Genomic DNA, 24,813 nt, shown 5'->3' with positions numbered 1-24,813 from the left:
GCGTTTCGGGGTATCAGGGACGGCCAGCAGTACTGGCCGCACTGATGGCACAAACGCTGCAAGCCATTACCTGACGCTTGCCGGTCTCCAGCACCAGGCAGGCACGCCGCATCGGTCAACGAGGATCGATGCCGATTGGGCGGTATCCGCCTGGCCACTTTGCACCATGAATTCGAACAGGCAACGACGCCTGGAGCCGAAAGGCTTCAGGCGTTTTTTTGTTCGGGCAACCATCGATCGGGAATGCAGTTGATATGTCCAGACTCAGTACGGCCAAACGTATTGTCATAGGGTTTGCCGTGGCGCCGTTGGCGCTGATCGCCATGGGGCTGTATGCCTCGCATGACATGGAGATCCTCAAGGAGCAGGCGGTGGTGATCGTCAAGCAGGACTGGCCGAAGATCGATCCGATCATGGTGATCGCCACCGGCGTGCGCGACAACGGCCGCAATACCCGCGACTTGCTGATCAACAAGGACAACCAGCAGGTGCAGCAGTCCATCGACGCCACCCGGCAGGCGATCAGCCAGGCGTTCACGGTTCTGGAGCCGTTGTTGCCAACCGCTGAAGGCAAGGCTGCTTTCGCCGCGCTGAAAAGTCGTCGCGAGGCGTATGTCGCCGCCTTTGTGAAGGTCCAGGCGCTGATTCGTGGCGGCAAGATCGACGAGGCCACGGCGCAGCTCAATGAGCAGGTGATCCCCGCCGAGCGCGAGGTGTACAAGAGCCTGGATGCGCTGATGGCTTTCCAGGGCCGGCTGTTCGCCGAGCGCCAGGTCGCCGCGCAAACCCTTTATGACGATGCCCGCCTGAATATGCTGGGGCTGTTTGTGCTGTGTCTGGTCACGGTTGGTGTGGCGGCGATTATCGTCACTCGCAGTGTCACCCGTCCCCTGGGGGGCGAACCGGCCGATGCCGCGCGAGTGCTGAGCCTGATCGCCGAGGGCGACCTGACCATCGAGGTGCCGGCGCGCCCGGGCAACGGGGTCAGTGTGATGACTCATATGCAGGCGATGCAGCAGAACCTGCACACCCTGGTCACGCAGATCGCCGCCTCGGTGGATCGCGTGGCCAGTTCCTCGCAGGCCTTGAGCCGGGTCAGCGGCCAGACCAGCACCAGCCTCAAGGCCCAGGGACTGGAGATCGAACAGGCGGCCACGGCGGTCAACCAGATGATGGCGGCCGTGGAGGAGGTGGCGCGCAATGCGATCAGCACCAGCGAAGCGTCGCGGGTGTCGGAGCAGACGGCGCAGCGCGGGCGTGAACAGGTGCAGGAAACCGTGACTTCCATCGGTGCCCTGGCAAACGGTGTGACCGACACTTCCGGGCGCATCCAGCAACTGGCCGACCGCGTGCAGGGCATCAGCGCCGTGCTGGACGTGATCCGCAGCATTGCCGAGCAGACCAACCTGCTGGCCCTCAATGCGGCCATTGAGGCGGCACGGGCGGGAGACGCCGGACGTGGCTTCGCGGTAGTGGCCGATGAAGTGCGGGCGCTGGCCCATCGCACCCAGGTGTCGACCCAGGAGATCGAGCAGATGATCGGCAATATCCGCCAGGACACCGGGCAGGCGGTCACGGCCATGCAGAACAGCCGTGACCTGGTCGGTGCCACGCTGGCCATCGCGCAACGCTCGGGCGAGGCGCTGGATGAGATCACCGGCTCGATCTCGCAGATCAACGAGCGTAATCAGTTGATCGCCGCCGCCACCGAACAGCAGGCGCAGGTGGCGCGGGAGGTGGATCGTAACCTGGTGGGCATTCGCACGCTGTCGGAGCAGGTCATGCTGGGGGCGCAGCAGACCGACAGGTCGGGGCAGGAACTGGCGCAGATGGCCGGCGATCTGCATGCCACGGTCGGGCGCTTCAAGGTCTGAGGGGCGGCGGGGCCGGGATTTCACGAAGCCGATCGCAACTTTCCCGCAACGAATCCTCTCCAAGGAGCGATACTTGCACTCCATGAGTCAGGCATTTCACCTCGACCTGCTTTTCTTTCAAGCGCCCGGCGAATAACCTCCCGGCCGCTTGAGCCTTGATAGCGTATGACGGATTTCCAATGAACACCCCTGCACCTGAACACACCGGCAACTGGCACCAGGTCATTGCCCTGGCCTTGGCCGCCTTTGTCTTCAACACCACCGAGTTCGTGCCGGTCGGCCTGTTGAGCGCCATCGGCGACAGCTTCGACATGTCGACCGCCCAGGTCGGGCTGATGCTCACCATCTACGCCTGGGTCGTGTCGCTGACCTCGCTGCCGATCATGCTGCTCACCCGCAACGTCGAGCGGCGCAAATTGTTGATGGTGTTGTTCGGGCTGTTTATTGTCAGCCATGTGCTGTCCAGCCTGGCCACCGGCTTTGGCGTCCTGATGGTGAGCCGTATCGGCATCGCCTTGTCCCATGCATTGTTCTGGTCCATCACCGCCTCCCTGGCGGTGCGGGTGGCGCCACCGGGCAAGCAGGTCCAGGCGCTGGGGTTGCTGGCGACCGGTACGTCCATGGCGATGGTGCTGGGTATTCCCCTGGGCCGATTGCTCGGCGAAGCCATGGGCTGGCGCACCACCTTCCTGGTGATCGCCTTGATGGCCGGCGCACTGGTACTGTGGCTGGCCAGGACCTTGCCGCTGTTGCCAAGCCAGAACTCGGGTTCCCTGAGAAGCCTGCCGGTGCTGTTCAAGCGTCCTGCCCTGGTGGCGGTCTACATCCTCACGGCAACGGTAATCACCGCGCAGTTCACGGCCTACAGCTACATCGAACCCTTCATCAAGACGGTGGCGGGCATGAGTGGCGAGGTGGTGACCCTGATCCTGCTGTTGTTCGGGGGCGCGGGGATTTTCGGGTCGCTGCTGTTCAGTCGCTTCAACCGCCAGCACCCGCAAAGCTTTCTGATCGCGGCCACCTCGTTACTGGTGGTGTGCCTGGCCTTGCTGCTGCCGTTGAGCGGGGACGTTTCGACCCTGGGCGTGCTCAGCGTGTTCTGGGGCATGGCGATCATGGGCTTCGGCCTGTCGCTGCAGCGCAAGGTACTGGTGCTGGCACCGGACGCTACCGATGTGGCGATGGCACTGTTCTCGGGGATCTACAACATCGGCATCGGTGGCGGAGCACTGGTGGGCAGTTGGGTCGGCCGACAGCTCGGATTCGCCTATATCGGTGTGGTGGGCGGCGTGCTGGCGGGCGTGGCCCTGGCGTTTTATGGCTGGTCGGTTTATCGCGCGAATCGGGCAGCAGCGGGGGCCTGAGCTCCACTATCGATGGGCTGGGATGAGCTCAAGTCCCGTTTGAGCGGCGGCCCGCAGCTCGGGGAGTTCGGCGCCGGCGATCCAGTAATGCGAGGAGGCCCAGCACCTGGATCGCGACTACCCCCATAGCCACTTTCTGCGCCACTGGCCCCAGGTTGATCAACCATATGATCAGGAGAATCAGCAGTCCTGCGTAGAAGGGGTACATGCAGATGATAAACAACACCCGGATCAACTTTCGATGTCGTCGAAGCCATGTGGGCGAGTTGTCTTTCTGGGCCTCGGAATCCAGAAGGTCCACTCCTTGCAGAATCCCGAGGATAAAATCAAACATGGTTTCTTCTCAGGCAACATTTTGAACTGAGGGCAGTGTGAACGCTCAGGTCCATGGAGTCCTTCATTAGCTCTTGGTGCTACAGACGGGAACGATGAATTCCCGAGTGGCAGGCTCCAGTGCCTGCATGGCCGCCATGTTCTCTTTTTCGAAGCAGATCAGCGGAATCGGGACGGAGCTGATTTCCCTGGCGTTGAGCAAGTCATTGGCATAAGCCATCTGTGACGCTGCGCATTGGTAAGTCGCCCTCAACCCCTTGAAAGCCTTGGGCGCAAACGCGGCGATTTGTTCTATGTCAGTCAAATTTGCATATTTCTCGCTAACACTTCTGGCACATTGGGCGGCGAGCGCAGGATTGTGAGTGTCCTTGTAGTGGATGGCATAAGCGATGGCGTAGACGGTGATATCGGAAATTGCAGACTCAGCATCTTTTTTTGAGCAACCCAAAAGGGTTGCCAAGAGAAGAAAAGTGACTACCCGCTTCATAACATTCCTTGTAGAAAAGTGGTTAAGCCCAAGATGCTACTAAATAACCAGCGCAAGGGATATGGCTACTTGCCATTGCTTTTTATGAAGAAGTAGCTTGCTGAAAAATCTAATATTTCCCACGTATTTCAGGCATGGAAGAGCATTGCGTGCACCAAATGCGGCGGATACCGTTGGTTCGAGAGGTCGCCGAAAATTCGGAGGCGCGAGCTTCGCAGCCATAGGGAGCAGGCGCACAGCGCCGCGCAATCAGCGTTTGGTGTCCACGTTATGGCGAGTTGTGCGCAGGAGGCTTTGGCCTGCCGGTTCCTTTGTTGCCGGTCTGCAAACCTGTGTACGGCTCGTCTCCTTTTACCCTTTGTCGCGACACGGTTTGCTTTTTTCTCAAAACGTTTCATGGCAGGTACTTGAGGCTCCTCGGTGGTGTAGCGTCCGTCGAGATGTTGTTAAGCCATGGAAAGCACCAATCAGGAGGACAATGTGATGACAGCCTGCATAAAGGATGGATGGGAAGATTATTGAATGGATTCAGTTGCCATAGAGCAGCCACTCAAGATTCTTGGTGAAACCATCGGATTTTGGGTTCAGACGGTGGTAATCCTGCTAGGTGCCGAAGCCGCCGTTCTCACGATCATCATCAATGGACGTCTTTCTCGCCAGTCCATTGCCCACAACGAAAATCAAGAGCTTGAATTGCTGGCGAAGCGATGGGATCAGCACAAACTCAAATGTGACGCTTGAAATACCAAACCCCCAAGAAGAAACCTGGCCCAATCCTCACCGATTGGGCCTTCCAGTCCCCGAAGATAAGCCCGGCCTAGTGCTGTTCCTCCGGTCCATCATGGAGCAGGTGAAAGATCTCCCGCTTCATCCGGATAAACGAAGGTTCCATGACCATGTCCAGGTTTCTCGGGCGACCGATGGGTACATCCAGTACCTCTTTGATCCGCCCGGGCCGGGCACCCATGACGAAGATACGATCCCCCAGCAGGATGGCTTCGTCGATGTCATGGGTTACGAACAACACGGTTTTCTTGGTGTTTTCCCAGACCTTCAGCAGCAGTTGCTGCATCTGCAGTCGCGTCTGGCTGTCCAGCGCGCCGAAAGGTTCGTCCATCAGCAGGATCTGCGGGTCGTTGGCCAGGGCGCGGGCAATCGCCACCCGTTGCATCATCCCGCCCGACAGTTGCTTGGAGTAGTTGTCGGCAAAGCGCAGCAGGCCGACTTCGTTCAGGTAGTAGTCGACCGTCTCGCGGCGCTCGGCGGCGGGGATGCCACGGCGCTTGAGGCCGAACTCGATGTTCTTGCGTACCGTCAGCCAGGGAAACAGGGTGTAGCTCTGGAACACCATGCCGCGGTCGGCGCCGGGGCCGTCGACCTGCTGGCCGCCGACGTAGATTTCGCCCGAGGTAGGCTCGGCCAGCCCCGCCGTCAGGTAGAGCAGGCTCGATTTGCCGCAGCCCGAAGGGCCGACCAGGACCGCGAACTGCTGGTCGGGGACTTCGAAAGAAACATTTTCCAACGCGGTGAAGGTGTCGCCCGAGGGCGTCTTGTATTGCAGGCTGACATTGTCGACCCGCAGCCGCGCAGCGGCCTCGGGGGCGATGTTCGTCGGCGTGACGAGCCTTGGCATTGTCGCGGTTACTGAGCCCATGCGGCCACCTTCAAGCGAAGAAGTCTGAACAGTTGATCGGTGACCAGGCCCAGCAGGCCGATGACAGCGATCGCCAGGAAAATCACGTCGACCTGAAAGCCTCGCATGGCCTTGAGACTGAGGTAGCCCAGGCCGCTGGAAGCCGCCACCAGTTCGGCCACCACCAGGTAGGTCCAGGCCCAGCCCATGGTGACGCGCAAGGTGTCCAGCACACCCGGCAACGAGGCCGGGGCGATGACGTGCAATACCGCATCCCTGCGGGTGGAGCCCAGGGTGTAGGAGGCGTTGATCAGGTCCTTGGAAATGCCCTTGGACACGTCGGCGATCATCACCAGTTGCTGGAAGAACACCCCGAAGATGATCACCGAGACCCGCTGTTCCAGGCCGATGCCGATCCACAGGATGAACAGCGGCACGAACGAGGTCACCGGCAGGTAGCGGATGAAGTTGACCAGCGGTTCCAGGAACGCCTGCACCACCCGGAAACTGCCCATCAGCAAGCCGATGGGCACCGCCACCACCGAAGAGATCACGAAACCGACCATGACCACTTCCACGCTGGCCCAGACATGCGGCCCCAGGGTGCCGTCATGGGCCAGGCGCAGGGCCGCATCCATGACCGCGCCCGGGGTGGGCAGGAACATCGCCGGCACCACGCCACCGTAGGACAGCACGGCCCAGAGGCCGATCAGCAGCGCCCAGGCCAGTGCGCTGGCGCTCCAGATCACCTGGATCGGCAAGCCGGTCTTGGGCGTCAGGCAACGGTTGAACCACGAATTACGCTTGGACATGCCGCCTCCTATTTCGGGGTGATGAAACGGTTGTCGATCAGATCGCTGTAGCTGACGTTGTAAGGCTTGCCCTGCAACTCGCTGGCGGTCTCGTTGGCCAGCTTGATGACGTTTTCAGCCGTGCCCTTGCTGCCGTTGCTGCCCAGCAGGGCTTCGCTCATGGCCTGGTCATAGAAACGCACGCCCTTGGCCGCCGAGGCCAGTTCCTTCGGATCCGCCAGGTAGCCGCCCACGCCCTTGGCCATGATCGCGTAGGCTTCCTGCGGGTGCTCCTGGGTGTACTGCACCGCCTTGTACAGGCCGGCGACCAGGGCCTTGATATCGTCCGGCTGCTTGTCGACCACATCGCAGCTCAGGGCCACCACGTCGACGATCACCCCTGGCGTGCTGCTGCTGTCCACGAGTACCTTGCCGGTCTGCTTGGCGCGCACGGTGGACAGGTGGGGTTCCCAGGTCACGGCGGCGGGGACGCGGCCGGCGATAAAGGCGGTCGCCGCGTCGTCGGCGGTCATGTTCTGGATGGTCAGGTCGCTCATCTTCATGCCGGCGTTCTTCAGCAGGTAGTTGAGCCAGAACTGCGAGACGGAACCTTCGTTGACCGCCACGGCCTTGCCCTTGAGGTCTTGCAGGCTGTTGACGTCCTTGCCCACCAGCACACCATCGCCACCATGGCTCTCGTCCAGGGCGGCCACGGCCTTGAAGCAGAACTGCGGGCGGTACTTGAGGATCTCGTCCAGGGTCGAGGCCGAGCCGGACAATTTGCCCGAGGCCTGGGCGGCCATGTACATGGAGGCTTCTTCGATGGTCGGCAACTCCACGGTCAGGCCCTTTTCCTTGAAGTAGCCAAGGTCCTTGGCCAGGTAGAGGGTGCCGTAGCCGACCCAGGTGGTATGACCGATCGACAGGGTACCGGCCTGGGCACCGCTGGCAACGCCGGCGGCGATAGCGGTCAGGGCCAGCGGACGGATGCAGCGCGAGACGAAAGACTTGATCATTGTGCACTCCCGGAATGATGGTTTTTTAGTTCGTATATTTCGGGGCAGTGGGGCTAGACGCCAAAAACTGAGCAGACCTGGCGGTCTCTGACGGACCTTGTGCCTCTTTGGGGCGAGGTTGATGTTGGCTGATGTCGCGAGCCAGGAAAATTAGTAAATATGTCGTCGCTAATGAGGAAAAAGCTGTCTTGGCCTTGAGGCGGCGAAATCCTCCGGGACGGCCGTTCCAGGCCGGCGAACCCGCAGCACAACGCCGCCACCCGGTGCGGGGTGGCGGCGTTTTTCACAGCAGTAGCAATCAGCTTGCCAGAAGGTCGCTGCTGCGCGCGTCGGCGGCGCCCAGGGGCGCTTGTCGCAGGATCAGGTCCGCGGCTTTCTCGCCGATCATGATGCACGGCGCGTTGGTGTTGCCGCTGACCAGGGTCGGCATGATCGAGGCGTCGACCACCCGCAGCCCCTTGAGGCCATGGACCTTGAGATCGGGGCCGACCACGCTCATGGGATCGACGCCCATCTTGCAGGTGCCCACCGGGTGGAACACTGTCGAGGCATGGTTGCGTACGTAGTCCATCAGTTGTTCATCGGTTTGCACGGTCTTGCCGGGCAGCATTTCCTCACCCCGAATCCCGTCGAACTGCGGCGCGGCGAGAATACGCCGGGCCAGCTTCAGGCCTTCGACCAGCACCCTGGCATCGGTCGGATCGGCGAGGAAGTTGAAATCGATGACCAGCCTGCCGTCACGGTCCAGGTGCAGCGAGCCGATGCTTTTCGGGCGCAGCACGCAGGTATGCAGGGCGTAGCCATGGCCCCATTCGAACAATCGCCCGCGATGGCTGCGATAACCCGGCACAAAGTGGAATTGCACGTCCGGCAGGGCATCGGCCAGGGGCGTACGGGCAAAGCCTCCGGCCTCGACGTAGTTGGTGGTCAACCAGCCTTTCTTTTCCAGCAGATAGCGCAGCGGTGCGGCGAGCACGCTCGGCAGGGACCTCAGGGAGAATCCCAGGGTCAAGGGGCTCCTGGAGCGGATCGTGACCAGGCCGTCGAGGTGGTCCTGCAGGTTCTTGCCGACGCCGGGCAGGTCGTGGGCCACCGCAATACCGGCTGCCTGCAGTTCCTGCGCCGGACCGATACCGGACGCCAGCAGCAGTTGCGGGCTGCCCAGGGCGCCGGCGCAGAGAATGACCTCGCGGTAGGCGTGCAGGGTGTGCCGGTTGCCGTCCACCTCGACCCTGACGCCCTTGGCGGTGCGCAGTTCGACGATCAGCGACTGTACGGTGCAGTCGGTCAGCACGGTGAGATTGGGGCGGTCGATCACTGGCGCGACAAAGGCCCGGTAGCTGGACAGCCGGCGGGCATTCTTCTGGGTCAGGTTGTAGATCCCGCAGCCTTCGAGCCGTTCGCCGTTGAAGTCGTCGTTGCGGCGCAGGCCCAGGCGCTCGGCGGCCTGCACGAACAGCGTCGACACCGGGTTGGGATCACGGGCGGCCTCGACATTCAGCTCGCCGGCGCTGCCATGCAGGCGCGGGTCCTGGCCGAGCCGGTTGTTCTCGGATTTCTTGAAGTAGGGCAGCACCCCGGCCCAGTCCCAGCCCGGACAACCGGCTTGCGCCCAGCGGTCGTAGTCGCTGGCATGACCGCGAATATAGATCATGCTGTTCATCGAACTGGAACCGCCGAGGGCCTTGCCCCGCGGTGTGTGCAGGCTACGGCCGCCCAGGTGGCGCTGCGGCGCGGAAAAGAAGTTCCAGCTGTACTTTTTGCTCTTGTACAGGGTGATGGTACCGGCCGGCGTCTGGATGCGTGGGCTGTTGTCGTGGCCGCCGGCCTCGATCAGGCAGACGCTGATGGCCGGGTCGGCGCTCAGCCGGTTCGCCAGTACGCAGCCCGATGAGCCGGCGCCGACGATGACATAGTCGAAGTGCGTCTTCATGCGCGTGTCCCCGCTAAGGTAATGGATGGAGGCGGGCCGGTATGCCGGCCCGCGAGGTCATGGGCAGTCCAGGGTCAGCGCAGTTGAAACCAGGTGGTCTTCAGCTGGGTGTACTTGTCGAACGAATGCAGCGACAGGTCGCGGCCAAAACCCGATTGCTTGCCGCCGCCAAAGGGCACGCAGACGTCCAGCGCATCCACGGTATTGACCGACACGGTGCCGGCATTGAGGCGCGAGGCGACGCGATGAGCGCGGTTGAGGTCGTCGCTCCACACCGACGCGGCCAGGCCATAGACATGGTCGTTGGCCATTCGTACCGCGTGGTCTTCGTCGTCGAAGGCGCTGATCGCCAGCACCGGGCCGAACACTTCCTCGCGGGACAGGCGCATCTCGGGGCTGACCCGGGTGAACAGCGTCGGCTGGATGAAATTGTCCGAGCCGTTGATCGTCACTCGTTCGCCACCGGCCACCCGGCGGGCACCGTCGGCGCTGGCCTGGTCGATATGGGCCATCACCCGCGCGGCTTGCCGGGCATCCACCAGGGCGCCCATCCGGCTGGCCGGGTCGAGGGGATCGCCCGGTTGCCAGTGCCGGGCCTTGTCCTGCAGGCGCTCGACGAACTCATCGTGAATGGAGCGCTCCACCAGCAGGCGCGAGTTGGCCGAACAGACTTCGCCCTGGTTGAAGAAGATCCCGAAGGCGGCCTTTTCCGCCGCCAGGTCGAGGTCCTGGCAATCGGCGAAGACCAGGTTCGGGCTTTTGCCGCCGCATTCCAGCCAGACCTGCTTGAGGTTCGATTGCGCGGCGTATTGCATGAAGTATTTGCCGACCTGGGTTGAACCGGTGAAGGCCAGCGCATCGATATCCGGGTGCAGGCCCAGGGCGCGACCGGCCTGTTCGCCAAGGCCGGTGACCACGTTCAGCACGCCCGGCGGCACACCGGCCTCAAGGGCCAGTTCGGCCAGGCGCAGGGCGGAGAAGGGCGACTGTTCGGCGGGCTTGAGGATCACACTGTTGCCCGCGGCGAGGGCCGGGGCGAGTTTCCAGGCGGCCATGTCCAGCGGGAAATTCCAGGGCACCACGGCGGCGATCACGCCCAGGGGCACGCGGGTGATGGTCGCCAGGGTGCCCGGCCCGGTGGGCGCGACCTGGTCATACAGCTTGTCGAGGCTTTCGGCATACCAGGCAAACACCTGGGCCGCGCCGGGGACGTCAATGGCGTAGGCATCCATCACCGGCTTGCCCATGCTCAACGAATCCAGCAAGGCCAGTTCCTCGCGATGGGCCAGGATCAGTTCGCTCAGCCGCAGCAGGATCGCCTTGCGCTCCCGCGGTTGCATGCGGGCCCAGGGGCCGTTTGCGAAGCTGTTGCGGGCCACGCTCACGGCCAGATCGATATCGGCCTCGGAGCAGGCGGCGACATGGGCCAGCAGGGCATTGGTGGCGGGGTTGATAACGGCGAAGGTACGCCCGTCCCGGGCGGCGTGGGCGCGCCCGTCGATGCAGGCGAGATCGATCAGGCGTTGTTGTCCGGCCAGGCGCTGCCAGGTGTTCAAGTCAGTCACTGCATTCTCCCTGATAGCCCGCGACGAGCTATGTTCACGATCGGTGGCCTCGATAGTGGGGTAAGCACGCGACTCGGGAAATTAGTAAAAATGTCTTCGCTATCGATAAAAAAACTCACCAGCCCTGCACCGTGATGGCGCACGCCTGGACAGGTTTTTTAAGGTCAGGCCCGAGGAAATTACTGGTTTATCGCGCGCCGCGAACACCGCAAAATCCAGGAAAACGGGAGATGGAAAACATCACCTAACCTTGTGGGAGCGAGGCTTGCCCGCGAAGGGGCCCTTGAGCCCTGCGAAAGCTGCGCGGGCAAGCACCGCTCCTGTGGGACCCGGCCCGATTCTTGATGGGTGCTGTCGATGCATTCGCTTTGCCACTTCCGAGGTAGCCATGGCCGCTTACAACTTGCGACAACTCAAATATTTCGTGACCACCGTCGAGTGCGGCAGCGTCGCCGAAGCCTCGCGCAAGCTCTATATCGCCCAGCCCTCGGTCTCGACCGCGATCAAGCACCTGGAAGAAAGCTTTGCCGTGCAGTTGTTCATTCGTCATCACGCCCAGGGTGTGTCGTTGACTCCCAGCGGGGCGCGTTTCTACCGCAAGGCCCAGGAACTGCTGCGGGTGGCCCACGAGTTCGAGCAGAACGCCCTGGCGGACAACGATGTGGTCGCCGGGCAGATCGATATCGGTTGCTTCGAAACCGTCGCGCCACTCTATCTGCCGCGCCTGATCGCCGGCTTTCGCGACCGCTGGCCGGGGGTGGAAATCCGTATCCGCGATGGCGAGCAGCAGGAACTGGTGCAGGCGCTGACCTCCGGCAGTATCGACCTGGCGATTCTTTACGAGCACGACCTGGACAGCACCATCGACACCGTGCCACTGATGGCGCCGCAGCAACCTTATGCGCTGTTGCCGGAAGGTCATCGCTTCGCCAACCAGGCCAAGGTCTCGTTGAACGACCTGGTACTGGAACCGATGGTGCTGCTGGATGTGCAGCCCAGCCGCACCTACTTCGTGAGCATCTTCGAGGAGCGGGGCCTGACCCCGAACATCCTGTTCAGTTCGCCCTCCATCGAGATGGTCCGGGGCATGGTCGGGCGCGGGTTCGGATTTTCCATCCTGGTGACCCGGCCGCATTCGGACTACACCTACGACGGGCAGAAAGTGGTGCGCGTGCCCCTGGCTGAAACGGTCACCGGCTCGGGGTTGTCCGCCGCGTGGCTGCGCCGCTCGCAGTTGACCAAGCCGGCGCAGCTGTTTGTCGATCACTGTCGCGAAGTGCTGGCGCCCAAGCCGGGCGCCTGAGCCGGGTCAGGTTCGCAGCGCCTGGGTCAGGCGCGCGAGCATGGCATCGCACGCCTGGAGTTGCTCGACACTGACGAACTCATCGGGCTTGTGGCCCTGGTCCATGCTGCCAGGGCCACAGACCACGGTGGGGATGCCGATGGCGTCGAACAGGCCGCCTTCGGTGCCAAAGGCGACGGTGCTGAAGTCGCTCGATCCACAGAACTGCGCAATCAACTGCGCCGCCTGGCTCTGCGGGTCGGTCGCCAGTCCGGGGTAGGCCGACAGCTGGGAAAAGCGGATGCTGCTGCCGGCGTCCACCGCCTGCATTTTCGGCAGCACCTGTTGCTCGGCGTACTGCGCCAGCTGTTGGGCGACGTCACGGGGATCCTGGCTGGGCAGGGCGCGCACCTCGAAGTCGAAACGGCAGTCGGCGGGGACGATATTGAGCGCCTTGCCGCCGCTGATCACGCCGGTCTGCACGGTGCTGAAGGGCGGGTCGAAGCGCGGGTCATGCAGATGGGCCGCGCGCAGGCGCGAGCCGATGCGGCCCAGTTCGCCGATCAGTTCGGCGGCGTATTCGATGGCATTCACGCCCTGCGGTGCATAGGCCGAGTGACAGGCCGCGCCATGGACATCGCAACGCATCGCCAGCTTGCCCTTGTGGCCCAGCACCGGCTTGAGTTCGGTGGGCTCGCCGATGATGCACAGCAGCGGCTTGTGTGGTCGCTGTGCGAGCTCGGCGAGCAGCGAGCGCACGCCCAGGCAGCCGACTTCCTCGTCATAGGACAGGGCAATGTGTACCGGCATGCGCAACGGCGCCGCCAGCAACTGCGGCACGGCCGCCAGCACGCAGGCGATATAGCCTTTCATGTCGGCGGTGCCACGGCCGTACAGGCGGCCGTCCCGCTCGGTGAGTTCGAATGGCGCCACCGTCCAGGGCTGGCCATCCACCGGCACCACATCGGTGTGGCCGGACAGCACGATACCCGGGCGATCAACCGGGCCCAGGGTGGCGAACAGGTTGGCCTTGCTGCGCTCTTCATTGAAGATCAACTCGCAAGGCACGCCGAGGCGCGCCAGGTAGTCGCGGACAAATTCGATCAGTTGCAGGTTGGACTCGCGGCTGGTGGTGTCGAAGTCGATCAGCGCGGCCAGTACCTCACGGCTGCTGCTCATTCATTCGTCCCCGGGCACGCCGTAACTCGGCGCCTTGGTCGGATCGAGGGCGCGGACGAGATAGTCCTGCATCTGCGGGCGGTAATCGGTCCACAGTTGTGCGAGTTTGCCGACCGGGTCCTCGTCGGCCCAGTCGACCCGCAGGTCGATGATCGGCCAGATCAGTTCGCCGACCACCACCATCGCCGCCGAATGCACCGGGCCGGCTTCGCCCCCGGCGGCCACCGCGGCCTGCATCGCTGCGATCAGGCGATCGGCGAGCTGACCGCCACTGGTCTCGAAGGTGCGCACCATGGCCTCGATCACCGCGGTGTTCGCCAGCAGGTTGCCGGCGGCCACGCACTGTTCGCCGGACAGCGCGTTGTGACAGCCCAGGGTTTCGCTGCCGCTGAAGTGCGCGGTATTGCCCAGGTGGTCGATCGCGGTCAGTTGGCGGAACTGGCTGTAGCCGTTGCTGGTCAGCGCCTTGTCCAGCGCCTGGGTCGGCGACAGCCCTTGCTCCAGCTGGTCGAGGACGTGCGGGCCCAAGGCGGGGAGGGTGATGTTCTGGGTGGCGACCGCGCCCACGCTGGGACGCAGCCAGGGGCAGCGGGCGCCCACGGCAATACTGGAAGAACTGATGGCTATGCCCAGCTGGCCGGTTTCGGCACAACGGGCGACGATGGAAAACGTCATGGTGGGGTATCCTGTTTCCGGCCAGACTCGCCATCCGCGTCCCGGGCAACCTGTTCAAGGCCGCCCGGGCGCGGGGTGGGTATGACGGCATTCTGTCCATGAGTGGCCGCGGGCGAAACGAGGTTTTTTATGGTGCTGGCTTAGGCAAAAGCTGGGCTAGGGTAAAAGCTTGCCACTCGCCCTGCGTAGCCTACAGGCGCCCATACTCGCGCGCGGTGCGGTCGACGACGATGCGGGTCTTGTCCACCAGTTCGTCCAGCTCCGCCCGCGTGGCGATCAGTGCCGGCGCCATGATCATGCGGCCCAGGGTCGAGCGGATGATCAGGCCTTCCTCGAAGCCGAGGGTGCGGCAGCGCCAAGCCATATCGTTCTCGTTGGCAAAGCGCTTGCGGGTCGCCTTGTCCTCGGCGAACTGCAGCGCGGCGACCAGGCCGACGCCCTGCACTTCACCCACCAGCGGATGCTGGTCGAACACTTCCCGCAGGCAACGCTGCAGGTACGGTCCGGTATCGGTTTTCACCTGCTGCACCACCCCTTCGTCGCGCAACGCCTTGAGGTTGGCGATCGCCACGGCCGCCGCCACCGGGTGGCCGGAATAGGTCAGCCCGTGGGCGAACACTCCGCCTTTTTCCACCAGCGCCTCGGCCATGCGTCGTGACAGGATCAGGCCGCCCATGGGGATGTAGCCCGAGGTCAGGCCCTTGGCGATGGACAGCGTGTCGGGCTCGAAGCCGAAGGTCTGGTGGGCGAACCATTCGCCGGTGCGACCGAAGCCGCCGATGACTTCGTCGGCGCACAGCAGCACGTCGTACTGGCGACAGATGCGCTGGATTTCCGGCCAGTAGGTAGCGGGTGGAATGATCATCCCGCCAGCGCCCTGGAACGGCTCGGCGACAAAGGCGGCGACCTTGTCGGCGCCCAGTTCGAGGATTTTCTCTTCCAGTTGGCGGGCCGCGCGCAGGCCGAACGCCTCTGGTGTCAGGTCGCCTTCGTGGGCGAACCAGTACGGCTCGTCGATGTGCGCCACATCAGGAATGGTGCCGCCCATTTCGTGCATGAACTTCATGCCGCCCAGGGCCGTGGCCGCCAGGGTCGAGCCGTGGTAGCCGTTCCAGCGGCCGATCATGATTTTCTTCTCGGGCTTGCCCATCACCTGCCAGAACTTGCGCACCGTGCGGATCAGCACCTCGTTGGCCTCGGAGCCGGAGTTGGTATAGATCGCGTGGCTGTAGTGCGTCGGCAAGAGGCTGAACAGCAGCTCCGACAGCTCGATCACCGTCGGGTGGGTGGTGTGGAAGAACATATTGTAATAGGGCAGCTGTTGCAGTTGCGCGTGGGCGGCGGCGGCGAGGTCCTTGCGGCCGTAGCCGAGGTTGGTACACCACAGGCCCGACATGCCGTCCAGGTAGCGCTTGCCATCGTTGTCCCAGAGCGTCAGGCGGTCGCCGCCGACCATCACCCGCGGGCCTTCCGCGTTGAGCGCCTTCTGGTCGACGAACGCATGGATGTGGTGGGCGGCATCGGCGGCCTGATAGTCACGGGTGGGGCGGTTGGCGTCGAGTTCGGCGGTCATGGCGGGTCTCCAGGGTGGGGTGTTCCGAATAATGTTTGTCATCATAAAATATTTTTGTAAAGAAAATATTTGTTGGCGAAAAGAGATTTCCGTAGGCTGGGAGCTATCGCCCAACCCCATCAGGACACCCCATGACCGGACTCAGGGAGCGGCAAAAGGAGCAGCGTCGGCAGGTGATCGCCGATGCCGCGCTGGCGCTGTTCAAGACCCACGGTTTCGTCGCCACCACCCTGGAGCAGATCGCCAACCGGGCCGGTGTCTCGGCGCCGACGGTGGTGAATTATTTCGGTGGCAAGCAGGAAATCCTGGTGGCCTTGCTCAAGGCCCCCGACGAACTGGCGATACGCGAGGCTCGGGCCCATCTCGACGAGCGCAGCGATCCGCTGGAAGCCCTGTGCGAGCTGGAAGGGCTGATGACCGAATACCAGTTGCGGGCCATGCCGGCGTCGCTGTGGCGGGAATTGGCGCCGTCGCTGTTCACCGGGGAACTGTCCCAGGCCCTGCAGCCGTGGAATGACGCGGTGATCGAAGAAACCCAGGCGTTGCTCCAGCACTTCCAGCGCCTGGGCAAGGTGCGCCAGGACGTGGACATCGAAGTGGCCGCGACCCTCTTCAACCAGTATGCCAACGTCGCCTTTATCCGCCTGGCCACCGAGCCGAGTCCCGACCGCGCCGCCCATGCCCGGCACATGCGCAGTGTCCTGGCGCTGATGTGCCATGGCATGCTGGCCGACCAGGACGCAGGCGAGTCCTAGTTTTCAAGCCCTAGCTTTTTCCTGTCTTGCGACGACAAAAAACATAATTTCGCTATTCCCGGTATCTGCACAGAATGCCTGCACACCCGTCTTCGAGAAGGACACAGGCATGACAGCTGGAATGATTGAAATCGATACCCTGGTGGTGGGCGCCGGCCAGGCCGGTGTGGCCATGAGCGAGCACCTGAGCAGGCTGGGCGTGCCGCACCTGGTGCTCGAGCGCAGTCGCATCGCCGAGGCCTGGCGCACCGGTCGCTGGGATTCGCTGGTGGCCAACGGGCCGGCCTGGCACGATCGTTTTCCCGGCCTGGCGTTCGACGATCTCAGCCCCGATGACTTTGCGCCGAAGGAGCGGGTAGCGGCGTACTTCGAGGCCTATGCAAAGAAATTCAACGCGCCGATCCGCACTGGCGTAGAGGTGCGCAAGGTCGAGCGCAACCACGGCCGCCCCGGCTTTACCGTGGAAACCTCCGACGGCGTGATTCAGGCCAACCGCGTGGTGGTCGCCACCGGGCCGTTCCAGCGTCCGGTGATTCCGGCCATCGCCCCGCAGATTCCAGGGCTCAACCAGATTCACTCCGCGCATTACCGCAATCCCCAGCAACTGCCCGCCGGTGCCGTGCTGGTGGTGGGGGCCGGTTCCTCGGGCACGCAGATCGCCGACGAACTGCAGCGAAACGGCAGGACCGTGTACCTCTCGGTCGGCCAGCACGACCGGCCGCCGCGTGCCTATCGCAACCGGGATTTCTGCTGGTGGCTGGGGGTGCTCGGTGAATGGGATGCCGCGGCCATGAAGCCGGGCCGCGAACACGTGACCATCGCTGTCAGTGGCGCGGAAGGCGGACGCACGGTGGACTTCCGTGAGCTGGCCCAGCGCGGTCTGAACCTGGTGGGCCTGACCCGCGCGTTCGACAACGGCGTGGTCAGCTTCCAGGCGGACCTGGCCGACAACCTCAACCGCGGTGATGAAAACTACCTGGCGCTGCTCGATGCCGCCGATGCCTATATCGAGCGCAACGGCCTCGACCTGCCACTGGACCCCGAGGCCCGCCGGACCTTTCCGGATCCCGAGTGCGTGACCCGGCCGATTCTCCAGCTCGACCTGGCCGCGGCGGGCATCACCACGATCATCTGGGCCACCGGCTTTGCCACCGACTACAGCTGGCTGAAGGTCGATGCCTTCGAGGCCAACGGCAAGCCGCGTCACCAGCGGGGGATTTCCACCGAGTCGGGTATCTACTTCCTGGGCCTGCCGTGGCAGTCACGACGGGGGTCCTCGTTTATCTGGGGCGTCTGGCACGATGCCAAGTACATCGCCGACCAGATTGCCATCCAGCGCCAGTACCTGACCTACCGCGATGCCGCGCAGCGCGAAGCGGACGCGGCCGACGCCGATCCGATCGCCAGCCGATCCGCCGTCAGTGCCTGACCTTCGGTTGCCGCACCACCCCGTCGCCGTAACGCCGTGCGCGGCGCAGTCTTTTTCTTGAGGAGTCGCAGATGTCCAAGCCAACCCATACCCGCATCCGCATGTTCAACACCAAGGATACCTACCCGAACCAGGCGCTGGACAATGACCTGTGCCAGGCCGTGCGAGCCGGCAACACGGTCTATGTCCGTGGTCAGATCGGTACTGATTTCGACGGCAACCTGGTGGGCCTGGGCGACCCCGCGGCGCAGGCCGAGCAGGCGATGAAAAACGTCAGGCAGTTGCTGGAGGAGGCCGGCTCGGACCTGTCCCATATCGTCAAGACCACCACCTACATCATCGACCCGCGCTATCGCGAGCCGGTGTACCAGGTGGTCGGCAAGTGGCTCAAGGGCGTGTTCCCGATTTCCACCGGGCTGGTGATCTCGGGCCTGGGCCAGCCGCAGTGGCTGATGGAGATCGATGTGATCGCGGTGATTCCCGACGACTGGCCCGCCAGCCGGGCTTGAGGTGAGCGGGGCGGTGGATCCGCCTAGTCATCCCCTTTGAGGTCGTCGGCAAAACGGCGGATGAGACGCACCAGGTCAGCCACATCCTGGTGCTCCCATTTCGCGAAAATACCCTGTCCCATCCTTTCCCGGGCGGCGTCGATCCGATCGGTCATCGCCTTGCCTTTCGCCGTGATGACGGCTTCTCGCACACGCCGGTCGTTGGCGTTTTCCTGGCGCCCGACCAGGCCGAGACTGTCCAGCTTCGCCACCTGGCGGCTGACCGTGGTGTAGTCGCGTCCCACCCGATCCGCCAGCTCGACCACGCCGATAGGGCCCAGCCGCTCGACCAGCACCAACAGTGGGAACAGCGCGCGGTCCAGGGAAATGCCGGCCTCGCGAACCATTGCCTCATCGCGCTGGGGACGGTTCATGACCCCGACAATCTCGACCAATGCCCCATGCAATTCACGGATCTGTGCATTGATATGTGTATTTTGCACATTTTTTGTTGACACGGTTTCTGCTCCGGCTTGACACTTATATGTGCAAATTACACATATCGAGGTCGAGATGAAAGAACAAGGTGAAGTTGACGTACTGATTTGTGGTGCGGGAGCAGCCGGTCTGACGCTGGCCATCGACCTGGCACGCCGGGGCATTTCCTTGCGCCTGATCGAGAAGCGGGACGGCCCGTTCGGCGGTTCGCGCGGCAAGGGTATCCAGCCCCGGACCCAGGAAATCTTCGAGGACCTCGGCGTTCTCGATCGCATGGTCGCGGCGGGTGGGCAATACCCCCTCCAGCGCCAGTACCGCGACGATGGCGGTTACATCGACGCGGATGTCATGGAGCGCAACCCGCCGACGCCGGGCGAGCCTTATCAGCAGCCGCTGATGCTGCCGCAGTTCCTCACCGAGGGCATCCTGCGTGAACGCCTGCTCGAACTGGGCCAGCGGCCGCAATTCGGCTGCGAGCTGGTGGGGTTCGAGCAGGATGCCGGTGGCGTCACGGCACGGCTGGTCGGCGAGGGTGGTGAAGAAACCCTTCGAGCGCGCTGGCTGGTGGGCGCCGATGGCGGTCGCAGCTTCGTGCGCACGGCGCTGGGTATCGGCTTTGCCGGCAAGACCCTCGGTGTACGTGCCGTGGTCGCCGATGTGCGGCTGACCGGCCTGGGGCGCGATGCCTGGCACTGCTTCAACGAAGGCGACAGGCTGCGCCAGATCGCCCTTTGCCCGCTCGCCGGCACCGAGATGTTTCAGATACAGGGACCGATTGCCCTGGACATCGACGTCGACCTTGGCGCCGAAGGCCTGGCCGCCCTGGTGGCGCAGCGTACGGGGCGCGACGATATCGCCATCCAGTCCGTCTCCTGGGCCTCGGCCTACACCATGAATGCCCGGCTGGCCGACAGCTACCGCAGCGCTCGGGTGTTTCTGGTCGGGGATGCCGCGCACACCCATCCGCCGACCGGTGGCCAGGGGCTCAACACCAGCGTGCAGGATGCCTATAACCTTGGCTGGAAACTGGCGGCGGTCGCCCGGGGCGCGGCCGATGCGTTGCTCGATACCTATGAAGAAGAACGCCGGCCGGTCGCCGCGGCCATGCTCGGCCTGTCGACCCGGCTGCTCGATGCCCAGGTGCGAGGCAACATGCGCCGCGGACGCGAAGTGCATCAGCTCGATATAGGTTATCCCGACGCTTCCCTTGCCCTGCGCAATACCGCGCGCGTCAGCGGTGTAGCGGCGGGCGATCGGGCCCCGGACGCTCCGGTGCGGGGCGCGGCCGGCCAATCGACCCGGCTGTTCGAGCTGTTCCGGGGCAGTCACTGGACGTTGCTGGGTTACCAGGTCGAGCGTGGTTCGGTGCCGCCACGCCCGGGCCTGCACATTCATGCGTTCGGTGCGCACGGCGACCTGTCCGATACGCACGGCCACTTCCGTGACGCCTACGCGCCTGCCGACGGCGACTGGATACTGGTGCGCCCGGACGGCTACATCGCCGCCATTGTCGGCAGCGATGACCTGGCGTTGCTGGAGGATTACTTCAGGTACCAGCCCCAGGGTTGATCGCTGACGTACTCGGTCACCTGCTTGACCTCCAGGTAGTTGTCCAGTCCCCATTGGCCGAGTTCCCGGCCAATGCCGCTGTGTTTCATGCCGCCCCACGGCGCCTCGACGAAGGTCGGTTGCGAGCAGTTGATCCAGATGATCCCGGCTCGCAACTGGTTGGCGACGCGGGCGGTGCGTTGCAGGTCGGCGCTCATGACCGCGGCGGCCAGGCCGAAGCGACTGGCGTTGGCCATCTGCACGGCCTGTTCCTCGGTCTTGAAGCGCTTGAGGCACAGCACCGGACCGAAGATTTCCTCGCGCCAGACAATGCTGTTGTGGTCGGGCTCGTCGAAGATCGCCGGTTCGATGAAATAGCCGTGTTCCAGATACGTCGGGCGTTGCCCGCCGGTGAGCAGGCGGGCGCCACCGGCCTGGCCCTGGTCGATGAACCCCAGGACCTTTTCGTGCTGGCCCTGGCTGACCAGCGGGCCCAGCAGGACGCCGGGTTCCAGGCCTGGCCCGATGGTGATCCTGCGGGTGGCTTCCACCAGCCGTTCGATCAGGCGCGGGGCAATCTGCTCCTGCACCAGCAGGCGCGAAGTGGCGCTGCACACCTGGCCCTGGTTCCAGAAAATCCCGAACAGGATCCACTCCACCGCGGCCTCGACATCGGCGTCGTCGAACACGATGAACGCAGACTTTCCGCCCAGCTCCAGGCTGATGTTCTTGATGTCGCGGGCGGCCGCCGACATGATCCGCGCCCCGGTCGGCACGCTGCCGGTAAAGGCCAGTTTGTCTACGCCGGGATGTTCGGTGAGCGGGCTGCCGGCATCGGCGCCCAGGCCCGTGACCACGTTCAGGACACCGGCCGGCAGGCCGATACGGTCGGCGGCGGCGGCCAGTTCCAGCGCCGTCAGCGAGGTCAGTTCGGAGGGCTTGAGCACTGACGTGGCCCCGGCGGCCAAGGCCGGCGCGACCTTCCAGGCGGCCATCAGCAACGGGTAGTTCCAGGGAATGATCTGCCCGGCGACACCGATCGGTTCATGGCGGATGCGGCAGCGGAAGCGCTCGTCGGCCAGGGCCAGCGGCTGGTCCTGGCGCTGGTCGAGTTCGCGGGCCAGGCCGGCGTAGTAGCGAAAGCAGCCGATGCTATCGCCGACGTCCCACAGGGCTTCGGGCAAGGGCTTGCCGTTGTCGCGCACCTCCAGTTCGGCCAGCGCCTGCTGGCTGCCTTCCAGCTCATCGGCCAGCGCCTCCAGCCACTGCGCGCGCTCGGCCCCGGTGGTCTGGCTCCAGCCACTGTCGAACGCCCGCCGGGCCGCCCGCACGGCATGATCGACATCCTCCTCGGTGCCAGCGGCGATCTGCTGGAACGCCTGCCCGGTGGCCGGGTCGATGACCGGCAGGTAGCCGCCCAGGTCCGGGCCGACCCATTCGCCGTTGATGTAGTGCTGGTCACGCATGGTGAGACTCCTGGGCGCCGGTGCGGCGGTTTTGCAGGTGGCGGGAAGTAAACAGCAGGGCCAGCGACGCGCAGATGATCACCGTCGAGACCGCATTGATCTCCGGAGTCACCCCCCGGCGAATGGAGGAAAAGATATAGATCGGCAAGGTCGTTTCCGAGCCGGCGACGAAGAACGCGATGATGAAATCGTCGAAGCTGAAGGTGAACGCCAGCAGGAACCCGGCCATGATCGCCGGGCTGATCTGCGGCAGGGTGACCCGCCAGAACGTCTGCATCGGCGGCGCATAGAGATCGGCGGAGGCTTCCAGCAAGGCCTTGTCCAGGGCGTCGACGCGGCTGCGCACGATGACCATGACCAGCGCCATGGTGAACAGCGAGTGGGCGGCGATCACCGTGAAGAAGCCCATGTTCAGGCGCGGGACGTCCGGTATCCAGTGCGCCAGCAGCGGGTTGATCAGGTCGAACAGGCTGATGAAGGCAATCAGCGTCGAAATGCCGATGACAATGCCGGGCACGATGATCGCGCAGTAGGTCAGTGCATCGAACAGCAGGCGAATCCTCGGTCCGCAACGCTGCAGGCCGAACACCGCCAGGGTGCCGAACAGCGTGGCGATCAGCGCCGAAGTGAAGGCGATGAAGGCGCTGTGACCCAGTGCTTCCATGATGAACGGATTGCCGAAGGCGCGGCCGAACCACTGGGTCGAGCAGCACTCGAAGGCCAGGCCACTGCGTCCGGCGTTGAAGCTGAACAATACGATCAGGGCGATGGGCGCATAGAGAAACAGGTACAGCGACGTCGAATAGCTGCGCAGCCACATATCACACACCTCCATCGGCAGGCCGGCCGCCGTAGCGCGCCACCAGTTTCAGATACAGCCCGATGATCAGCAGCATCATGGCCACCAGGCTCATCGCCAGCGCACTGCCGAAGGGCCAGTTGCGCGATTGCAGGAACAGGTCGACCAGCGCGTTGCCGACAAAGAACACCTTGCCGCCGCCGAGGATGGCCGGGATCAGGAACTCGCCCATCAGCAGGATGAACACCAGCATCACCCCGGTGATGATGCCCGGCGCCGACAGCGGCAGGGTGATCCGCCGAAAGCTTTCGAAGGCACTGGCCCCCAGGTCCGCCGACGCTTCGAGCAGGCGCTTGTCGAGTTTTTCCAGGCTGACGTAGATCGGGAAAACCATCAGCGGCAGGTAGCCGTAGACGATGCCGATCAGCACCGCCCAGGGCGTGTTGATCAGACGTACGTCCTCCAGCCCGAGGCTGGCCAGCAACGCCGGGATGCCCTTGCCGCTGAGGATGAAGATCCATGCATAGGTGCGGATCAGGAAGCTGGTCCAGAACGGCACGATCACCAGCGTCAGCAGCAGCGAGCGGTTCTTGCGCACCTTCACCGCCAGGAAGTACGCCAGCGGGTAAGCCGCCACCAGGCACACCAGGGTGCCCAGTGGCGCCAGCATCAGCGTGTTGCCGAATGCCGCTCCCCGGGAACCGAGGTTCAGGTAGTTGGCCAGGGTGAAGCCGCCGGCGTAACCACCCACGGTGCTGCGTTCGCCGAAGCTGAACACCAGGATAATCACCAATGGCATCAGCAACAGCAGCAGGAACCACAGGGTCGAAGGCAAGAGCATCAGCAGGCTGATCCGCCGGCCGAGGCTGCGCCGTTGGCGAACCTCGGCCGACAGGGCATTGCCCAGCGGCACCGTTTGCGGGTGGGCGGCGGCGTTCATGGGGGACTCCTCATTGGCCATGGCGGGGCGATCAGGCGGACTTGAAGCGGGCCATCAGTTCGGCGCGGGCCGGACTGGTCAGCGTCGCGGCGGCACCGAACTCCAGCGGGCTGAGGGCCTCGGCGGCCGGGTACATGATCGGATCGTCGAGCATGGCCACGGGCAGCAAGGCATCGACGCGCTTGTCGCCACTGGGGTAGCCGTGGCTGAGCACTTCGAGCTTGTTGTGCTGGGGATCGAGCAGATAGTTGATAAAGGCGTAGGCGGCGTCCTTGTGTTCCGAGCTTTTCGGGATGGCGAAGAAATCGCTCCAGAGTTCGCCGCCTTCCTTGCCCAGGGTGAAATGCATCTGCTCGTTGTCGCGGTGCAGTTGCGAGGCGTCGCCGGTCCAGGACATCGCCAGCCAGGCATCGCCGCTGCGCATCGACGGCTGGATATCGGAGTTGATGGCGAACAGGTGTGGCTTGACCGCGATCAGCAGCTTTTCGGCGTCGGCGAGTTCTTTCGCATCGAGGGAATTGAAGCTGTAGCCAAAGCTTTTCAGGGCGTTGCCGATGGCTGTCAGCTGATAGTCGTGCACCATCGTCCGACCGCTGGCGGGCCCCTGGGCGGCGGCCCAGAACTCTTTCCAACTGGTCGGGCCGTTCTTCAGTTTGCCGGTGTCGTAGAGCATGCCGGTGGTGCCCCAGTTCTTCGGCACCGCGTAGACCTTGCCGTCCACCGTGCCCTGGGCCATGAACTTCTGCTGGAAGGCCGAAGCCTGGAAGTTGGGAATGCGCGACAGGTCCAGCGGTTCGATCAGGCCCAGACCGACGTAGGTGCTGATGGTGTAGTTGGTCGGCACCAGCACGTCCCAGCCACTGCCGCCGGCCTGCAACTTGGCGAGCATCTCTTCGTTGGAGCCGAACACGCTCATGGAGACGCGGGCGCCGGTGGTCTTGGCGAAATTGTCGAGGTTTTCCTGGCTGTGGTAATTCGGCCAGGTGGCCAGTGACAGCCGGTCCCCCAGTTTGCCGGCTTCGGCGGCTTCGGCGCTGGCGGTCAGCAGGCCGGGCATGTTGCTGGCGACCACCGCCGCGGCGATACCCAGGCCGGTACGGCCGAGGAAATCGCGGCGGCTGATCGAGCCGTTCTGCCAGCTGCGCAGGGTCTTGATAAAGGTCTTCTGGTCCATGTCACGCTCCC

The 24,813-nt window shown here is 63.9% G+C and carries 23 protein-coding genes; 8 read left to right on the top strand and 15 right to left on the bottom strand.

The genetic code is table 11. The features are described from left to right. Positions 1-254: 254 nt before the first annotated feature. Positions 255-1,874, top strand: a complete 1,620-nt coding sequence (locus ACL9RJ_RS22690; RefSeq protein WP_103032796.1) for a methyl-accepting chemotaxis protein — start codon at positions 255-257, stop codon at positions 1,872-1,874. 179 nt (positions 1,875-2,053) lie between these two features. Continuing rightward, positions 2,054-3,238: a sugar transporter gene (locus ACL9RJ_RS22685; protein WP_017128256.1), complete on the top strand. Its 1,185-nt coding sequence runs from the start codon at positions 2,054-2,056 to the stop codon at positions 3,236-3,238. 28 nt (positions 3,239-3,266) lie between these two features. Here ACL9RJ_RS22685 and ACL9RJ_RS22680 read toward each other — a convergent pair whose 3' ends face one another. Next, positions 3,267-3,572: a hypothetical protein gene (locus ACL9RJ_RS22680; RefSeq protein WP_422765691.1), complete on the bottom strand. Its 306-nt coding sequence runs from the start codon at positions 3,570-3,572 to the stop codon at positions 3,267-3,269. A 66-nt stretch (positions 3,573-3,638) separates the two neighbouring features. Then, complete coding sequence (locus tag ACL9RJ_RS22675; protein ID WP_177130184.1) at positions 3,639-4,058, bottom strand: hypothetical protein; 420 nt, start codon at positions 4,056-4,058, stop codon at positions 3,639-3,641. A 522-nt stretch (positions 4,059-4,580) separates the two neighbouring features. Here ACL9RJ_RS22675 and ACL9RJ_RS22670 point away from each other — a divergent pair. After that, entirely contained in the window at positions 4,581-4,799 is a 219-nt protein-coding gene (locus tag ACL9RJ_RS22670; protein ID WP_177088354.1) for a hypothetical protein, read from the top strand. A 76-nt stretch (positions 4,800-4,875) separates the two neighbouring features. Here ACL9RJ_RS22670 and ACL9RJ_RS22665 read toward each other — a convergent pair whose 3' ends face one another. The 5 genes from ACL9RJ_RS22665 to ACL9RJ_RS22645 form a co-directional block, all read right to left on the bottom strand. Further along, entirely contained in the window at positions 4,876-5,712 is an 837-nt protein-coding gene (locus ACL9RJ_RS22665) for an ABC transporter ATP-binding protein (RefSeq protein WP_042936353.1), read from the bottom strand. After that, positions 5,700-6,503 (bottom strand): ABC transporter permease, encoded by an 804-nt coding sequence (locus ACL9RJ_RS22660; protein WP_017128265.1) that lies wholly within the window; start codon positions 6,501-6,503, stop codon positions 5,700-5,702. The genes ACL9RJ_RS22665 and ACL9RJ_RS22660 overlap by 13 nt, the downstream gene beginning before the upstream one ends. Before the next feature lie 8 nt (positions 6,504-6,511). Then, positions 6,512-7,498, bottom strand: a complete 987-nt coding sequence (locus ACL9RJ_RS22655; protein WP_017128266.1) for an ABC transporter substrate-binding protein — start codon at positions 7,496-7,498, stop codon at positions 6,512-6,514. A gap of 298 nt (positions 7,499-7,796) precedes the next feature. Beyond that, a complete protein-coding gene (locus tag ACL9RJ_RS22650) occupies positions 7,797-9,431 on the bottom strand; it encodes a GMC family oxidoreductase (RefSeq protein WP_177119566.1) in 1,635 nt (544 codons plus the stop codon). Positions 9,432-9,505: 74 nt separating this feature from the next. Further along, complete coding sequence (locus tag ACL9RJ_RS22645) at positions 9,506-10,996, bottom strand: aldehyde dehydrogenase (protein ID WP_017128268.1); 1,491 nt, start codon at positions 10,994-10,996, stop codon at positions 9,506-9,508. Positions 10,997-11,384: 388 nt separating this feature from the next. On the opposite strand from ACL9RJ_RS22645, the gene ACL9RJ_RS22640 reads away from it, so the two are divergent. After that, positions 11,385-12,299, top strand: coding sequence for a LysR family transcriptional regulator (locus ACL9RJ_RS22640; RefSeq protein WP_017128269.1), 915 nt, complete (start codon positions 11,385-11,387; stop codon positions 12,297-12,299). 6 nt (positions 12,300-12,305) lie between these two features. Here ACL9RJ_RS22640 and argE read toward each other — a convergent pair whose 3' ends face one another. From argE to ACL9RJ_RS22625, 3 genes are all read right to left on the bottom strand, one after another. Further along, positions 12,306-13,457, bottom strand: coding sequence for an acetylornithine deacetylase (gene argE / locus ACL9RJ_RS22635; protein ID WP_017128270.1), 1,152 nt, complete (start codon positions 13,455-13,457; stop codon positions 12,306-12,308). After that, complete coding sequence (locus tag ACL9RJ_RS22630; RefSeq protein ID WP_017128271.1) at positions 13,458-14,132, bottom strand: DUF1028 domain-containing protein; 675 nt, start codon at positions 14,130-14,132, stop codon at positions 13,458-13,460. Positions 14,133-14,322: 190 nt separating this feature from the next. Next, positions 14,323-15,705 carry an aspartate aminotransferase family protein gene (locus ACL9RJ_RS22625; RefSeq protein ID WP_103032797.1) on the bottom strand — a complete coding sequence of 461 codons (1,383 nt, stop codon included), beginning with the start codon at positions 15,703-15,705 and terminating at the stop codon, positions 14,323-14,325. Between the two features lie 131 nt (positions 15,706-15,836). On the opposite strand from ACL9RJ_RS22625, the gene ACL9RJ_RS22620 reads away from it, so the two are divergent. The 3 genes from ACL9RJ_RS22620 to ACL9RJ_RS22610 all read left to right on the top strand — a co-directional run bounded on the left by ACL9RJ_RS22620 (position 15,837) and on the right by ACL9RJ_RS22610 (position 18,398). After that, entirely contained in the window at positions 15,837-16,460 is a 624-nt protein-coding gene (locus ACL9RJ_RS22620) for a TetR/AcrR family transcriptional regulator (protein ID WP_017128273.1), read from the top strand. 109 nt (positions 16,461-16,569) lie between these two features. Next, entirely contained in the window at positions 16,570-17,889 is a 1,320-nt protein-coding gene (locus ACL9RJ_RS22615; RefSeq protein ID WP_042936355.1) for a flavin-containing monooxygenase, read from the top strand. Positions 17,890-17,960: 71 nt separating this feature from the next. Next, a complete protein-coding gene (locus tag ACL9RJ_RS22610) occupies positions 17,961-18,398 on the top strand; it encodes a RidA family protein (RefSeq protein ID WP_017128275.1) in 438 nt (145 codons plus the stop codon). 23 nt (positions 18,399-18,421) lie between these two features. Here the strand turns inward: ACL9RJ_RS22610 and ACL9RJ_RS22605 are convergent, their stop codons facing one another. Further along, on the bottom strand, positions 18,422-18,895 hold the full coding sequence (locus ACL9RJ_RS22605) for a MarR family winged helix-turn-helix transcriptional regulator (protein WP_042936356.1): 474 nt from the start codon (positions 18,893-18,895) through the stop codon (positions 18,422-18,424). 55 nt (positions 18,896-18,950) lie between these two features. On the opposite strand from ACL9RJ_RS22605, the gene ACL9RJ_RS22600 reads away from it, so the two are divergent. After that, positions 18,951-20,444, top strand: coding sequence for an FAD-dependent oxidoreductase (locus ACL9RJ_RS22600; RefSeq protein WP_017128277.1), 1,494 nt, complete (start codon positions 18,951-18,953; stop codon positions 20,442-20,444). On the opposite strand, the gene ACL9RJ_RS22595 is transcribed toward ACL9RJ_RS22600, so the two are convergent. Genes ACL9RJ_RS22595 through ACL9RJ_RS22580 form a run of 4 tightly spaced genes read right to left on the bottom strand, consistent with a single transcriptional unit; the run spans position 20,417 to position 24,802 of the window. Next, positions 20,417-21,889 carry an aldehyde dehydrogenase family protein gene (locus ACL9RJ_RS22595; protein ID WP_422765690.1) on the bottom strand — a complete coding sequence of 491 codons (1,473 nt, stop codon included), beginning with the start codon at positions 21,887-21,889 and terminating at the stop codon, positions 20,417-20,419. The genes ACL9RJ_RS22600 and ACL9RJ_RS22595 overlap by 28 nt on opposite strands. After that, on the bottom strand, positions 21,882-22,709 hold the full coding sequence (locus ACL9RJ_RS22590; protein WP_017128279.1) for an ABC transporter permease: 828 nt from the start codon (positions 22,707-22,709) through the stop codon (positions 21,882-21,884). The genes ACL9RJ_RS22595 and ACL9RJ_RS22590 overlap by 8 nt, the downstream gene beginning before the upstream one ends. Position 22,710: 1 nt before the next feature. Beyond that, positions 22,711-23,628, bottom strand: a complete 918-nt coding sequence (locus ACL9RJ_RS22585) for an ABC transporter permease (RefSeq protein WP_017128280.1) — start codon at positions 23,626-23,628, stop codon at positions 22,711-22,713. Positions 23,629-23,659: 31 nt separating this feature from the next. Continuing rightward, a complete protein-coding gene (locus tag ACL9RJ_RS22580) occupies positions 23,660-24,802 on the bottom strand; it encodes an ABC transporter substrate-binding protein (protein ID WP_017128281.1) in 1,143 nt (380 codons plus the stop codon). Positions 24,803-24,813 lie beyond the last annotated feature (11 nt).

The organism is Pseudomonas sp. Mn2068, from assembly GCF_049319725.1.
Classification (GTDB): Bacteria; Pseudomonadota; Gammaproteobacteria; order Pseudomonadales; family Pseudomonadaceae; genus Aquipseudomonas; species Aquipseudomonas gingeri.
Note: the sequence above shows the minus strand (reverse complement) of the source record. Positions and strands in the feature narration are given on the sequence as shown.